16 protein-coding genes and 1 pseudogene are annotated in these 12,698 nt (G+C 67.8%); 7 read left to right on the forward strand and 10 right to left on the reverse strand.

All coding sequences use genetic code 11. The features are described 5' to 3' along the window. Positions 1–38 precede the first annotated feature (38 nt). Positions 39–308, reverse strand: coding sequence for a hypothetical protein (locus tag AB0N66_RS15970; protein WP_365434198.1), 270 nt, complete (start codon positions 306–308; stop codon positions 39–41). A 378-nt stretch (positions 309–686) separates the two neighbouring features. Here AB0N66_RS15970 and AB0N66_RS15975 point away from each other — a divergent pair, with 378 nt between their 5' ends. Further along, positions 687–2,039, forward strand: a complete 1,353-nt coding sequence (locus tag AB0N66_RS15975) for an MFS transporter (protein WP_365434200.1) — start codon at positions 687–689, stop codon at positions 2,037–2,039. Positions 2,040–2,258: 219 nt separating this feature from the next. Here AB0N66_RS15975 and AB0N66_RS15980 read toward each other — a convergent pair whose 3' ends face one another. Then, complete coding sequence (locus tag AB0N66_RS15980; protein ID WP_365434203.1) at positions 2,259–3,467, reverse strand: MFS transporter; 1,209 nt, start codon at positions 3,465–3,467, stop codon at positions 2,259–2,261. A gap of 136 nt (positions 3,468–3,603) precedes the next feature. On the opposite strand from AB0N66_RS15980, the gene AB0N66_RS15985 reads away from it, so the two are divergent. Continuing rightward, positions 3,604–4,074 (forward strand): Lrp/AsnC family transcriptional regulator, encoded by a 471-nt coding sequence (locus AB0N66_RS15985; protein ID WP_365434206.1) that lies wholly within the window; start codon positions 3,604–3,606, stop codon positions 4,072–4,074. 90 nt (positions 4,075–4,164) lie between these two features. Here the strand turns inward: AB0N66_RS15985 and AB0N66_RS15990 are convergent, their stop codons facing one another. Next, positions 4,165–4,440, reverse strand: a complete 276-nt coding sequence (locus tag AB0N66_RS15990; protein ID WP_365434209.1) for a helix-turn-helix transcriptional regulator — start codon at positions 4,438–4,440, stop codon at positions 4,165–4,167. Positions 4,441–4,502: 62 nt separating this feature from the next. Here AB0N66_RS15990 and map point away from each other — a divergent pair, with 62 nt between their 5' ends. Then, positions 4,503–5,270, forward strand: coding sequence for a type I methionyl aminopeptidase (map, locus tag AB0N66_RS15995; protein WP_365434212.1), 768 nt, complete (start codon positions 4,503–4,505; stop codon positions 5,268–5,270). A 299-nt stretch (positions 5,271–5,569) separates the two neighbouring features. On the opposite strand, the gene AB0N66_RS16000 is transcribed toward map, so the two are convergent. The 6 genes from AB0N66_RS16000 to AB0N66_RS16025 all read right to left on the reverse strand — a co-directional run bounded on the left by AB0N66_RS16000 (position 5,570) and on the right by AB0N66_RS16025 (position 9,418). Beyond that, positions 5,570–5,977 (reverse strand): nuclear transport factor 2 family protein, encoded by a 408-nt coding sequence (locus tag AB0N66_RS16000; protein WP_365434215.1) that lies wholly within the window; start codon positions 5,975–5,977, stop codon positions 5,570–5,572. A 115-nt stretch (positions 5,978–6,092) separates the two neighbouring features. After that, positions 6,093–6,656, reverse strand: coding sequence for an isochorismatase family protein (locus AB0N66_RS16005; protein WP_365434218.1), 564 nt, complete (start codon positions 6,654–6,656; stop codon positions 6,093–6,095). A 42-nt stretch (positions 6,657–6,698) separates the two neighbouring features. Next, complete coding sequence (locus AB0N66_RS16010; protein WP_365434221.1) at positions 6,699–7,064, reverse strand: hypothetical protein; 366 nt, start codon at positions 7,062–7,064, stop codon at positions 6,699–6,701. A gap of 40 nt (positions 7,065–7,104) precedes the next feature. Beyond that, complete coding sequence (locus tag AB0N66_RS16015) at positions 7,105–7,392, reverse strand: DUF6355 family natural product biosynthesis protein (protein ID WP_365434224.1); 288 nt, start codon at positions 7,390–7,392, stop codon at positions 7,105–7,107. A gap of 344 nt (positions 7,393–7,736) precedes the next feature. Then, complete coding sequence (locus AB0N66_RS16020; RefSeq protein WP_365434227.1) at positions 7,737–8,375, reverse strand: PASTA domain-containing protein; 639 nt, start codon at positions 8,373–8,375, stop codon at positions 7,737–7,739. Positions 8,376–8,713: 338 nt separating this feature from the next. Further along, the gene (locus tag AB0N66_RS16025) at positions 8,714–9,418 is read right to left on the reverse strand and encodes a GntR family transcriptional regulator (protein ID WP_365434230.1); all 705 of its coding nucleotides are present in this window, start codon (positions 9,416–9,418) and stop codon (positions 8,714–8,716) included. Positions 9,419–9,578: 160 nt separating this feature from the next. Here AB0N66_RS16025 and AB0N66_RS16030 point away from each other — a divergent pair, with 160 nt between their 5' ends. From AB0N66_RS16030 to AB0N66_RS16045, 4 genes and pseudogenes are all read left to right on the forward strand, one after another. Beyond that, positions 9,579–10,118 carry a YbhB/YbcL family Raf kinase inhibitor-like protein gene (locus AB0N66_RS16030; RefSeq protein ID WP_365434233.1) on the forward strand — a complete coding sequence of 180 codons (540 nt, stop codon included), beginning with the start codon at positions 9,579–9,581 and terminating at the stop codon, positions 10,116–10,118. Positions 10,119–10,126: 8 nt separating this feature from the next. After that, positions 10,127–10,819 (forward strand): metal-dependent transcriptional regulator, encoded by a 693-nt coding sequence (locus AB0N66_RS16035; RefSeq protein ID WP_365434236.1) that lies wholly within the window; start codon positions 10,127–10,129, stop codon positions 10,817–10,819. Positions 10,820–10,976: 157 nt separating this feature from the next. Next, positions 10,977–11,252 (forward strand): annotated as a pseudogene (locus AB0N66_RS16040) (transposase); the annotation flags it as partial. Between the two features lie 11 nt (positions 11,253–11,263). Continuing rightward, positions 11,264–11,437 (forward strand): IS3 family transposase, encoded by a 174-nt coding sequence (locus AB0N66_RS16045; protein ID WP_365434239.1) that lies wholly within the window; start codon positions 11,264–11,266, stop codon positions 11,435–11,437. A gap of 169 nt (positions 11,438–11,606) precedes the next feature. On the opposite strand, the gene AB0N66_RS16050 is transcribed toward AB0N66_RS16045, so the two are convergent. Further along, a complete protein-coding gene (locus AB0N66_RS16050) occupies positions 11,607–12,137 on the reverse strand; it encodes a hypothetical protein (RefSeq protein WP_365434242.1) in 531 nt (176 codons plus the stop codon). Positions 12,138–12,698: the final 561 nt, after the last annotated feature.

Raw genomic sequence — 12,698 nt, forward strand, 5'->3', positions numbered from 1 at the left:
ACGCAACCGTCTCCGCCCTTGGGCCCCGCGGACGTTCGTCAGTCTGATCCCCGCTCCGGCAGGGACTGATAGCCGGTGGGCCCCGGCGTCCGGCCCTCTGGGGGGTAGTCGCAGTCGATGCTGCTGATCTCGTAGTCGTCGCCCTCGTTCTGCTCCTGGTCGACGACCACCGCCGCGGTGCAGGCGCGCCCGTGCTCGTCGGTGAACGTGACGATCTCGCTGTAGTCCGTCGGGGTGCCACACCCCGCGAGCAGCAGCACGGCCGCCCCGGCGGCCACCGCCGCGCCGATCCCCCGTGTCCGTCCCATGCCACGCCCCCAACGTCAGCCTCTGCATTGCGACTTGGTCGACGTATACACCGTAGCCCGCACCGTGCCTGGCGGGCCGAGATTTGTGAGCCGCCGATCTTCACCGGGCCGGCCAGGTGCACCGGGGGCATCAACCTGGGGTTAAGGGAGTGCACTGTCCGCTCGCCGGGGGCTACCGTTCGGCAGTGAGTGACTGACGAGGAGCTGAGGATATGCCCGGTCGCCCGAGCGCGCGTTGACGTTGTAGGCCGCGAGCGGCCTGTCATCGCGTGCTGCCCTTGATGTTGCGGCACAGCGAGCCTTCCTCCGCCTTGACCGAAAGTGCGCCAATTGCGCGCCAGGTGGCGGTCCTTGTCGTCGGCAATCCAAGGGATCTCCGTGCCGTCCGCTTCCTCCGCTGTATCCGATTCGGGTCGACCTGTTCCGTCAAGCTTGTGGCGGGACGGCGACTTCCGCAGACTCTGGGTGGGCCAGACGGCCTCCCAACTCGGCGAGCACGCAAGTCTGGTGGTTCTGCCGCTCTTCGCCGTGCTGACGCTCAACGCCGGTGCCGGCCAGTTGGGCGTCCTCCGCGCGGTGGGGCAGGCGCCGATCCTGTTGCTCTCGCTGTTCGTCGGCGCGTGGGTGGACAGGTGGCGGACTCGCACGGTGATGGTGCTGACGGACGTCGGCCGAACCCTGGCACTGGGCGCCGTGGCCGCGGCCGGCCTTCTCGGTTGGCTCGGCCTGCCGGCACTGCTCGTGGTCGCCTTCGCCGTCGGGGCTCTGTCCGTGTTCTTCGACGTGGCCTACCAGGCGTCTCTCGTACGGCTGGTGAAACGAGATCAGCTGGTGCGGGGCAACAGCGCGCTGGAGGGCAGCCGGTCGGCGGCGCAGATCGGTGGTCCCGCACTCGGCGGTGCGTTGGTGTCACTGCTGTCGGCGCCCATCGCTGCTGCCTCCGGCGCGCTGTTTTTCGCGCTGTCCTTCCTGTCGATCCGACGCATCCGTCGGATCGAACCGCTCCCTGGGCCCTCGGAATGTCCCCCTCGGATATGGCGGCGGATCCACGAGGGCCTGCGTTTTGTCGTCAGCGATACCTCGCTGCGGACTGTGGGCCTCGCTTCGGCCATCTTCCAGTTCTCCTTCGCGGCCATGATGACCGTCTATCTGCTCTTCCTGCCGCGGGAACTGCATCTGTCGGGCGCCGCCGTCGGCCTGGCGCTCGCGGCGACGGGACCGGGCGCGCTCCTGGGCTCGTTGCTGGCCGCCCGTCTGCCGAGCCGGTTCGGTCATGGCGCGGTGCTTGTGTCGGCGGCGGCACTCGGCGACGGCGTGTTGTTGTGTGTGCCTGCGCTGCACGGCTCCTCGGCGGTGACGGTTCCCGCGCTCCTAGCGGTGAACTTCGTGTTCGGGACCTTCGGCCAGTTGGTGAATGTCACGGTCATGGCGGTGCGGCAGGCCGCCACTCCGAACGGGATGCAGGGCCGCGTGGCCGCGACGATCACGTTTGTCGGAATGGGGCTTACCCCGCTCGGCTCGCTGCTTGGCGGATTCCTCGCGGAGAAGTGGGGGTTGCGCACCAGCCTCCTGGTGACGGCCGCAGGCATGATGCTGTCTCCAGCAGTGATGGCTATGTCCCCGCTCGCCCGACTGGGACGGACCCTTCCGGCCCGATGGGACACGCCTAAGTCGGCCGCGGACCCTGCAGCCGATGAGACGGCACTTGGCGACACATGTGATGGAGCGTGACTCGCCGAGGCAGCTGCTAGTGGCGCATGGGGCCGACGAGCAGACGGACCACCGCTGGCTTGTAGTGGTTTGAGCCCCTTCACGATGCTGTCACCTGAGGTGCGCAACTACCGTTGCCCGGAACCCTCTTGCCGGGAGGCGCTGTGCTGTTCGGGGACATCGTCCACTCGTGGTCGGCTATTGAAGCGTGGTTGCACGACCGAGGGGATCTTCGCCTTGTCACGTCGGCCTCGGACAGTTTTTGAGGCGGAGGCTGAGGACGATGCCCGCGGCTGCGCAGGCGCAGGTCATCCACCAAGTGGAGTGCCAGCCGCCGGTGCGGGTGGCCAGCCATGCGGCGATGGTGGGGCCGATGAAGCTGCCGGTGTTGAAGAGCTGCTGGAGCAGGCCCATCGTGGCAGGAGCGGAGCCGCCTGTCGGCGTCAGTTCACCGATCATGCGCAGCAAGATGGCTGGTATCGCACCGCCGGTCAGTGAGAAGGCCACGACACACAGGAACTGCCAGGCGGTGCCCGCGGGGACTGTATTCCAGTGGGTGACGAAGGCCAGCAGGGATGTGATGGCCATGAAGATGAATGCGGGGATGAGGAGGGCGCGAACGGGCAGGCCGCGTTTCATGAGTGCCGCGGTGGTGATCGAGCCGATGGCGTTCGCCGCGCCCACCACGGCGCTGAGGACGCCCGGCCAGATGCCCGCCATCCCGCTGTCGCGGTAGATGGTGGGCAGGAACCCGACCACGGCCATCCACGGGAGGGTGTAGCAGGCGAAGACGAGGCCGGCAGCCCAGGGGCCAGGGGCCCGGACGGTGCGGTCGATACGGGTGAGGGCGGCCGCCGCGCCGCGGGCACCTCCTGAGGCGTCGCGGGGAACGCGGGCCAGGACGCAGGGCAGCGGTGCCAGTGCGAGCACGGCCATGGCCCACCACCACACCCGCCACGGCACCACCTGCAGGACCAGCGCACCGGTGATGAGCCCGGCGAAGGTGGAGATGCCTTGGTAGGCGCCCCAGAAGCCCATGGCCGTGGTGAAGCGGGCGGGTGGGGTACTGCGGCGGATCAGCCCCGGGCCGGTCACCGCCACCAGCATGAAACCGGCGCCCTCGACCGCCCGGGAGGCCAGCAGCGGGGCTGCCGACCATGCGAAGCCACCGCCGGCCGAGCCGACGAACAGTAGGATCAGCCCCCCGCTCAGGCAGCGTCGCTCGCCGATCAGTTCGGCCAGGAGCGAGATGGCAAGTCCGCCGAGCATCCCGGCCAGTTGGATGATCCCCAGCAGGGTCCCGGCCTGGACCAGGGTCAGCGACAGGTCGTGCCGCAGGTACGGAAGGGCGGGCGGCAGCTTCCAGACCTGCAGCCCGGCAGCGACGCCTGCGGCCACGATGACGATCCAGGAGCTACCAGTGCCGGTGGGGTGCGTCTTCAAGGCCATGGCGGCGGTCCTTCATCAGGGCGGGGCGCGGAACGGCCCCCACCTTGACCACGTGCCGGGGCATCCGCGCAATACAGTCCCTATCGAGTGCGACAGATGCGCAATGGCACGGCTTCCAGGTGGCAGAATGCACACCATGACGCTGATGGACTCCCTGGATGCCCGGATCGTACTGGCCCTGGACGACGACCCGGACGCCACGATCCTCGCCCTGGCCCAGACCCTGGGCGTGGCCCGGAACACCGTTCACGCCCGGCTGCGGAGGATGGCCGCCGATGGCTTGCTCAAGCCCTTCAGTCGGCGCGTCGACCCCGCCAGCCTCGGATACGGCCTGGTGGCGTTCATGTCGCTCGCGGTGAGCCAGGCCGAGCCCGAAAGTGTCCACGAGGGGTTGCTGGATCTCCCCGAAGTCGTCGAGGTCCACTACACCACCGGCGATGCCGACCTCCTCGCGCATGTCGTCGCCAAAGACACCACGGACCTGCACCGCATCACTAAAGCGATCCTCGCCATCGACGGAGTCGACCGGACCAGCACGGCCATCTCGTTGGGCGAGGTCATCCCCTACCGACCCCGGTCCCTCCTGCACCGCCTGGCGAACGGATGAACCCACCGGCAGCTGAGCGGCGCGTGCCGCTCGACAGCTCGTGGCACGGGTTGGTGGTCACGCTCTCCCCGTCGGTCGGCGCATTTCCGGTCACGCCGACATGGCCTGCTCGCCGCCTTCGGCGTCTTGCGCGCAGGCGGAGGCCAGGTCATCGAGCGACAGGTGCAGGGCGTGGGCCAGGGCTGCCACGGTGAAGAAGGCCGGGGTCGGGGCCCGGCCGGTCTCGATCTTGCGGAGGGTCTCGGCGGACACCCCGGCGGCTGCCGCCACGTCGACCATGCTGCGGTCACCGCGGGCCTGCCGAAGCAGGGTCCCGAAGCGCTCTCCACGTTGCCGCTCTTGCGGACTCAAAGGAACTCTCACCATGTCCGTGATACTAATACCGGTATAAGTATTGGGTAGCGTCGCATGGCAGGGAGTCACGGCACATGGTGGAGATCAAGACCGACACGTCACTGGAGACGATGCGAGAAGCCGGACGCGTCGTGGCGCACGCGCTTGCGGCCGCCCGTGCTGCGGCAGCGGTGGGAGTTCGCCTGCGCGAGCTCGACGAAGCCGCCCGCACCGTTCTCACCAAGGCCGGAGCACGCTCTCCGTTCCTTGGCTACCAGCCCTCCTTCGCCCCCGTCCCCTTCCCCGCCGTGATCTGCGCCTCCGTCAACGACGCCGTCGCACACGGCATCCCCGGCGACTACCGTCTGCGCGACGGAGACCTGGTCAGCATCGACTGCGGGGCCGAACTCAACGGCTGGACCGGTGACGCCGCGATCAGCTTCATCGTCGGCACCCCTCGCCCCGCCGACCTCGAACTCATCGCCGCCACCCAGCAGGCCCTGGACGCCGGCATCGCCGCCGCCACCACCGGCCACCGCATCGGAGACATCTCGCACGCCATCAGCACGGTCGCCCGCAAGACCGCCTGCGGCATGCCGGCCGACTTCGGCGGCCACGGCATCGGCCGCCAGATGCACGAAGACCCCCACGTCCCCAACCACGGACGACCCGGCCGCGGCTTCCCCCTGCGTCACGGCCTCACCCTCGCCCTCGAACCCATGTTCATGGCCGGAGGACGCAACGACTACCACACCGACCCCGACGGATGGACCCTGCGCACGATCGACGGCAGCCGAGCCGCCCACATCGAACACACCATCGCCATCACCGAGGACGGCCCCCGCATCCTCACCCTGCCCTGACCTCGAATCCGCTCACATCTGGCAGTGTGGGTTTGGCCCATGGCACCGACGGCTCGCTCGAAGTCCTCATTCAGAACGACGAGCCGTCGGAAGGCCGGGGGAGTGCCCGACTGTCGCGTCGGTAGGGCACCGAACTGGGCCATAGGCCGCCGACTTGGGACCACGTGCGGCCTTGGCTGCGCCGACCCACCTGACATCCTCGACTTCTACACTCTCCCGCCGCCTCCACCAGGCCATCGGCGACTGCCTCAACCGCGGAGCAAGCGTTCGCTATTCGGGCTTTGGGAACGGTGACGTCCTCAACTCATCAGCTCCGGCGCGAAGTAGTCACGCAGTCGGGCGATCTTCCCGTCCCGTATGCGGAAGATCTGCACCAACGAGACAGCCGTGTCCTCTCCGTCCCCGTCAAAGACCGTGTCGATTTCGGCGATGAACACGTCGGGGTCGGAGGTGGTGTGCAGTACGTACCCGGACTTCTCAAGGTTCGGCGGGCGGCCGTCCTTCCCTTGTCGTTCGTAATACGCAGCCATTGCACTACGGATCTCCTCACGGCCCGCCAACCGCCTGGGGAAGACGGCATCAGCAGGCATGAGCGGTGCCTCAAAAACGCCATCTTCGGTGAAGCTCTCGGCAAGGGCATCGGCATTCCGGGTCATGGCACCGGCGTAGACATAGCTCTCGAAGATCTGCTTCGGCGTTCTGGACACGGCGGCCTCCCTGGACGTGGAGGACCACAACATCACAGCGATGCTCGCGGGAATGTGGTTTCCGTGAATGATCACGTTCCGCACTTGGTGTTGGTGAGGGCAGGTGCTCGCGGATTCATGCCTGGTCAGGAACCCCGGGTGCGGTGAAGTCCACATCGGCGGCCGGCAGGACACGGATGCTGCGCCCTGGGAAATTGATGTGCCGATAGATGGCGTTGTGGTGCATGACGGCCCGGTCGGACGCGACGAACCCGTCAATGTCCGGACGGGCTGAGGTGGTGTGGCCGTCGGCGACGAGCACGAGGTCGTACCCACGGCTGAGTGCCTGCCGCGCGGTCGTGTCCACGCAGAACTCGGTGGCGAACCCGGTGACGACCACCTCGGTGACGCCGAGTGCCGTAAGGAACGGGCCGAGGTCGCTGTCGAGAAAGGCGTCGGCGCTGCCCTTCCGTACGGTCTTCTCGCCCTCTCCAGGGGCCAGTTGGGGCACGATCCGCCACGCTTCCGTGCCGGGCTCCAGCCCAAGGCCGTCGTGCTGAACCGTAATGACGGGCACGTTGGCGGCGCGGGCACGTTCCTGGAGCAAGGAGATCGTGGCGACGGTCTCCTTCGGCCGGTGAGAGATGGCCACGGCGGCGTTCTGCATATCAAGGATGAGGAGCGCGGGTGTATGCGGCATGAGGACACCGTAATGGGGGGCGGATGGGTCGAGCGGGGGTTGTCAGCCGGGGCTGACAACGGCGACGGGTGCGGTGTCGGTGTGGTGGGTTGGTAGGCCTACGAGGTGTGTTCCAGGAGAAGGGCCATACCTTGCCCGCCCGAGACGACGACGCTGATCAGAGCGGTGCTGAGGTTGTCGTGGCGCAGGGTGGCAAGGGCGACTGTGGTCAGGTCGGGCTCCGGCCGCGTCGTAGGGCTCGCCCAGGGCGATCGAGCCGCCGTGCGGGTTCATGCGTTCGGGATCCAGCCCGAGTTCGGTGCAGCAGGCCAGGATCTGGGCCGCGAAGGGTTCGTTACCGGCGACAGTGTCGACGTCCGTCAGGGACAGCCAGGCTGGGCCGAGGGCTGGAGACCTCGGCCCAGCCACAACCGCGTACCGCCTTCGCCGACGGTGGTCGCACAGGATGTCAGCAGGTGCCGATCGCCCAGGCGTTGTCGACCTCGCTGGTAGAACCGAGGCGAGTTTCGCCGGGAGGAAGGCAGCGCAGGATGTCCGTCGGCCACCAGTCGATGTCGACCTGGACCTTCACGTAGCTGTTGCCGCAGTGTCCGTAGTAGGCGTCAGTCTGCGTTTCGTAGTAGCCGCACGCCATCGAGTGCGCGGAGTCTGCCTGCGCTGTGGGAGCCAGGGCAAAGAGGCTGATGAGGGACGCCGCTCCCAGCAGAGGTGCGGTTACGCGCGTTTTGAAAGACATGGCGCTCCATATCCGTGAGGACTGCGCTGTGATGCGCGGTCGCGGTGACGCTATGCCTCTCCATGACTGTGCTGTTCCTGACAGATGTCAGGGTGCGGCGAGCAGCAGTATTGGGTTCCAGCACCGGCCCGTAGGCCAATTACGGAGCTTCGACTAATGCCGAGCCCTCCCCCTCAAGCGGAGTACGGGCCCCTCGCTGGCATCCCTGCAGGTTGGGCTTGTTGTGTCCCACCAGCCGCCTCGGGCCATGCGACGGGAGCGCACCCAGCAGTATCTGGACGACCCGGAGACGCTCGACTGCCCGGCCGGGAACGGGTTCGGCCGGGCCGGTGAGTGGGGGTGGATCAGCAGGACTCCTCGAACTTCACCGCATTGACCGTCACGGGCTGTCCGTTGAGCTTGCTCCCAGCGGCCGGTTCTTGGGAACAGACCTGCCAGTTCGACTCCACGAGAACGAAGCGGTCCTCCCTGGAGGCGTCGTTGACTGTGATGCTGGTGCCACTGTCGAGGGCCTGGCGCGCGGCCTTAACGGACTTGCCCTTGAAGTTGGGCATCGTCGAGCCCGCCGGCTCCACTTCACCTGCGTCCTTGGCGGGACAGTCCTCTTCGAGCTTGACAGCGGCGAAGTCGACCTTCGTGTCTGTCGGGTGCTTGCCCGCTTTGGGGCTCTGTGAGCAGACCTTCCAGTTCCTGTCGAAGGCCTGCATACGTTCGCGACCGAGAGCGTCGTGCGAGGTGAGCCCGTAGAAGCCTGCCGCTTGGGCCTGGTCTTGGGCGGACTGGAGGCCCTTGCCTGCCATGTCCGGGAGTTGCGCGGTTTCGGCATCGCCTCCGCTGCCTGCGTCGGTCTTGCCGGTAGCGGTAGGGGTAGCGGTGGAGTCGGCGGCCTTGCCGCTGCTGCTCTCGTCGGTGCTGGACTGGCAGGCGACGAGAGCGAGCAGGCTGGTGGCGATGAGCGCGGCGCTGGTGATCCTGATGCGCATGGTTCCCCCTGGGACGTTTCACTGCTGAGGGAGCATCATGTGCCGCGTGGGGAGATCACGTAGGTCGAGTGGCATTACGTGACACGGATGAGTGTCGGCATGGGACATACGTAAGGCCCGCGCTTCGCCGACAGGGGCGAGACGTTCCAGTAGACCCCGACGGCATCCCGTGCGGCACCCCCGTCTCCATGGCAACCGAGACGTCGATGGTCGGCGGCCAGGTCTGGATGGAGGGCTCCGGTGCCGAGGCCGACGAGTCGGGACTCATTGGGGAGTCGCTGCCGGTCACCAAGGCCGTCGAGTTCGGTGCAGTCGTCCGGCCATGCTGGCGCGGCGCATCACGCGTCGTTCGCGAGTTCATGGTGGGGGCATCCGGTCAGTCCGGCCGCGGTCTGGGTGAGGTGCTGGGCCAGTACCTCGGCCGCGGTGTCGGCGTCGCGGGCCAGCGCCGCCTCCTCCAGTCGGCGGTGCTCGCCCGCGTGGTCCCGGTCGGGGCGGCGGTACGCCGACCAGCGGCGAGCCAGCTCGCTCGCGGTCCACATCCGGTCGAAGGTCTCCAACAGGACGAGGTTGCCGCAGCCCTCAAGCAGGGTGCGGTGGAAGACCCGGTGGGCCTCGGACCACGCGCCGCTGTAGTACTCGCCCTCCTCGGGAACGAACGCCGGGGTGCGGGCCAGACGGTGGTGGGCGGCTCGTACGCGGGCCTCCCAGTCGACGTCGCCACGCTCGACGGACATACGCAGCACGACCGGTTCGATGGTCCGGCGGGCTTCCGTGATCTCCTGCCAGCGGCGGTCGGAGAAGGCCGGGACGGCGAAGCCGCGGTTGGGCAGCCGGTCGGCGAGGCCCTCGCCGACCACCCGCACGAGAGCCTCGCGCACGACGGCCAGGCTCACGCCCTGTTCCTTGGCGAGGTCCTGCGGTCTGAGGGCGTGGCCGGGGGCGTAGTCCCCGCGCATGATCGCGTCCCGCAGGTGTGTGTAGACCTGCTCGGAGAGCATCCGCTTGCCCGGCGGAGTCGAGGTGGGGGCCGTCTGGGTCATGCCGTCATCATAGACGATCCGATAGATAATCGATTATCTGTGTTATCGTCGATTTAGAGATCAACGAAAGACGATGGCGGTTCCTCTGCGCGACGCTCTGCGGGTCCTCCGCCGGTCGCGTCACCGCCACCCCACAGCACGGCCTGAAAGGAACGACGCGATGAGCGCCAACAACCCCTTCGCCCGCCTCCCCGAGGCGGCCTCCTTCACCGTTACCAGCACCACCATCACCGACGGCGCCGCCTGGTCGCCCGAGCAGTTCTCCGGCATCTCCGGCGTCTCCGGTGGGAAGGACGTATCCCCTCAGTTGTCCTGGAGCGGCGCCCCGGACGCCACCAAGAGCTACGCCGTCACCGTCTACGACCCCGACGCCCCCACCGGGTCCGGGTTCTGGCACTGGGCGGTCGCCGACATCCCCGGCACCGTCACCCAGCTGCCCGAAGGCGTCGGCGACGACACCGGCTCGGGCCTGCCCGAGGGCGCCTACCAGCTGCCCAACGACGCGCGCGCAGCCCGCTTCATCGGCGCCGCCCCGCCGGCCGGGCACGGACCTCACCGCTACTTCATCGTGGTGCACGCCCTCGATGTCGAGTCCATCGGTGTCCCGGCCGACGCCACCCCGGCCGTCCTAGGCTTCACCATGGCCGGCCACATCCTCGGCCGCGCGGTCCTGACCGCCACCGCCGAAACCCCTGTCTGACGAACAGCATGTCCACGCTCATCGACGCCACGGAGATGTATCTGCGCACCATCCTGGAGCTCGAGGAGGAAGGCGCGGTCCCCATGCGCGCCCGCATCGTCGAGCGCCTTGACCAGAGCGGCCCCACCGTCAGCCAGACAGTCGCCCGCATGGAGCGCAACGGTCTGCTGCACGTCGCCGGTGACCGGCACCTGGAGCTGACGCAGGAGGGTCGGCGGCTCGCCACGCGCGTAATGCGCAAGCACCGGCTCGCGGAGTGCATGCTCGTCGACCTGATCGGGCTGAAGTGGGAGGAGGTACACGCCGAAGCCTGCCGCTGGGAGCACGTGATGAGCGAGGCCGTCGAACGCCGCGTCCTGGAGCTGCTGCGGCACCCGACCAAGTCGCCCTACGGCAACCCGATCCCGGGCCTGGAGGAGCTCGGCGGGAAGAGCAACGTGGATCCGTTCCTCGACGAGACCACGGTCAGCCTCAGCGACCTGGAGCCCGGGCCGAACGGCGCGAGCGCGGTCGTACGACGCATCGGGGAGCTGATCCAGACCGACCCCCAGCTGATGTACACCCTGCGGCGTGCCGGGGTGCAGCCCGGCACGGTCGTGAGCGTGACGTCGTCGCCCGGCGGCGTGAGGGTCGGCAGCGGCGGCAAGGCCGCCGAACTCCCCACCCGGACCGCCGCGCACGTCTTCGTGGCCAACTGCTGAGCCCAGCCCGGGCCCTGGCCCGCTTTTGTGGCCCGTATAGGTACAAGGGGCCCGTGCAGGCACAAGGATGGCCCTCGACCACTAGGGCGCGTATCGGGTCGTGATCAATCTGCGGGATTTACCTTCGCGGCGGGGCCCGATCCGTAGATCATTTTGCGTGTCGCAAGTGCAACTGACAGATGCGGAATGGGAGTTCATCGGCCCATACCTGCCGATCGGCGAGTACGGGCCGTACCCCGAGCGGCTGCGGCAGCAGTTCGAGGGTGTGATCTGGCGGTTCAAGACAGGCGGGCAGTGGCGGGAGATGCCGCAGGAGTTCGGTGCTTGGGCGACCGTTTCCAACCGCTTCCGGCGGTGGCGTGACGCGGGTGTGTTCGAGGCTCTGATGGAAGGGCTGATCGCGGAGGCTGCGAGGCGGGGCGAGGTGGACCTGCCAGCGTAGCCTTGGACGAGTACCTCGACTGGTACAACACCAGCCGCATCTCAACCACGTTGAAGGGCCTGAGCCGGGTCGAAGGTCGAATACCGAGCCCAGGCCCTCACCGCCTAGTCTTCAGTTACGCAGTCCAACTTTCGGGGCCCAGTTCAAACCTGGGGTACCCCTTTTCGCGTCGATGACCGTTCGGGCGAGCACCAGCTCGGTGTCGAGCACCAAGCGAGGTACTGCCCGTGCCGATGCGTGATGGGCCAGCCAGCTGGTCCTTGTGGTTGATTTAGACCAATTTCCGGGGGGCTGGCCCTGGGCGGTGGTGCACCGGGGTGACTGGGGCACGGCATCGCGGTGGGCTCAGGTGACGGCGAGTGAACGTGCGCGGTTGTCCCAGTAGGAGCCGAAGCACGAGGCCATGGCGGAGCAGTTTCCCCCCCAGCCGGCGGCGTTGCCGTTGAAGCTCGCCTGGTCGAAGAACACGACGACACACCCGGAATTGGGCGCGATGACGTACGAGCTGATGGCTAGGTCCACGGTCTGGCCGGTGGAGAATTTGAGCGCGCTGAGGGCGCCCGACGACGCCTCGTTCACGTTCGTAGCGTCGTCGCAGTAGGTGCGCCCGTAAGCGCTGGCGAAGTTCAGGTATCCACCCGCGCCGAGCTGGCCGGTGTTCCGGTACACGGTTAGCAACGGGCTCAGCGACAGTTCCGCCTGGTAGGACTCAAGCGCCCGCTCGGTCGTGAAGCACGCCGACGGACCACCCGCGAGGTCCTGGACGCAGTAATCGCCGGTGGACGCACTCGCCTCGGCCGCGGCCGGCAGGACGAGGACGGCGGCCGCCGCGACCGTCATGCTGACGATGGTTCTCCACAGTTTCATCGCGTTCATGACTGTTCCCTTTCCCTTTCTTTGGCGCGACGACAATCGCCGTCGCGTGGTCGCTATGAGGGCGGGATGCGGTTGCGCCCCCGGCCGTGGCCGTATGGACCACCTTGGAGAGCCGATCGTGTTGCTCGGCGGCGGCTCCGTCGTTCGTGTGGACCAACCGGCCAGCAAGCTCATCGGCTCAGCACCGCGCACGTCCCAGCGTCGTCCCCACCGAGCTGATCGCGTCGTTGCATGGGTGCCACGGCCGCAGATCCATATCCCTGACCTCCCCGCCCACGGGCACACAGATCACCACCCGACCCCATCCCGGCTCGAGATGGAGCGGCACAGCGTCCGGCAAGTGGTTCTTCGCAGAACTGACCTTGTTTGTCCAGAACCGTGGGAAGGCTGCGCACCGGACCTGGCCACGCGCCAAGCTGCTCGCGGGCAGGAAATCCCTGCCTGCCCACAAACACACCGCTCGCGTGGTGGTGCACTGCGCCGCCGGAGCTGCCTGTGCCGCGGCGGGCGCGGCCGTTAAACCAGCCGTGCTTATCACCGCGAGTGGCCGCGCCCCCAGAG

The organism is Streptomyces sp. NPDC093544 (assembly GCF_040683495.1).
Classification (GTDB): domain Bacteria; phylum Actinomycetota; class Actinomycetes; order Streptomycetales; family Streptomycetaceae; genus Streptomyces.

Excerpts from the sequence above, each read along its gene's own strand:
- AB0N66_RS15970 (WP_365434198.1), bottom strand. The coding sequence starts at position 308 with ATGGGACGGACACGGGGGATCGGCGCGGCGGTGGCCGCCGGGGCGGCC.
- AB0N66_RS15980 (WP_365434203.1), bottom strand. The coding sequence starts at position 3,467 with ATGGCCTTGAAGACGCACCCCACCGGCACTGGTAGCTCCTGGATCGTC.
- AB0N66_RS15985 (WP_365434206.1), top strand. The coding sequence starts at position 3,604 with ATGACGCTGATGGACTCCCTGGATGCCCGGATCGTACTGGCCCTGGAC.
- AB0N66_RS15990 (WP_365434209.1), bottom strand. The coding sequence starts at position 4,440 with ATGGTGAGAGTTCCTTTGAGTCCGCAAGAGCGGCAACGTGGAGAGCGC.
- map (WP_365434212.1), top strand. The coding sequence starts at position 4,503 with ATGGTGGAGATCAAGACCGACACGTCACTGGAGACGATGCGAGAAGCC.
- AB0N66_RS16005 (WP_365434218.1), bottom strand. The coding sequence starts at position 6,656 with ATGCCGCATACACCCGCGCTCCTCATCCTTGATATGCAGAACGCCGCC.
- AB0N66_RS16015 (WP_365434224.1), bottom strand. The coding sequence starts at position 7,392 with ATGTCTTTCAAAACGCGCGTAACCGCACCTCTGCTGGGAGCGGCGTCC.
- AB0N66_RS16020 (WP_365434227.1), bottom strand. The coding sequence starts at position 8,375 with ATGCGCATCAGGATCACCAGCGCCGCGCTCATCGCCACCAGCCTGCTC.
- AB0N66_RS16025 (WP_365434230.1), bottom strand. The coding sequence starts at position 9,418 with ATGACCCAGACGGCCCCCACCTCGACTCCGCCGGGCAAGCGGATGCTC.
- AB0N66_RS16030 (WP_365434233.1), top strand. The coding sequence starts at position 9,579 with ATGAGCGCCAACAACCCCTTCGCCCGCCTCCCCGAGGCGGCCTCCTTC.
- AB0N66_RS16035 (WP_365434236.1), top strand. The coding sequence starts at position 10,127 with ATGTCCACGCTCATCGACGCCACGGAGATGTATCTGCGCACCATCCTG.
- AB0N66_RS16050 (WP_365434242.1), bottom strand. The coding sequence starts at position 12,137 with ATGAACGCGATGAAACTGTGGAGAACCATCGTCAGCATGACGGTCGCG.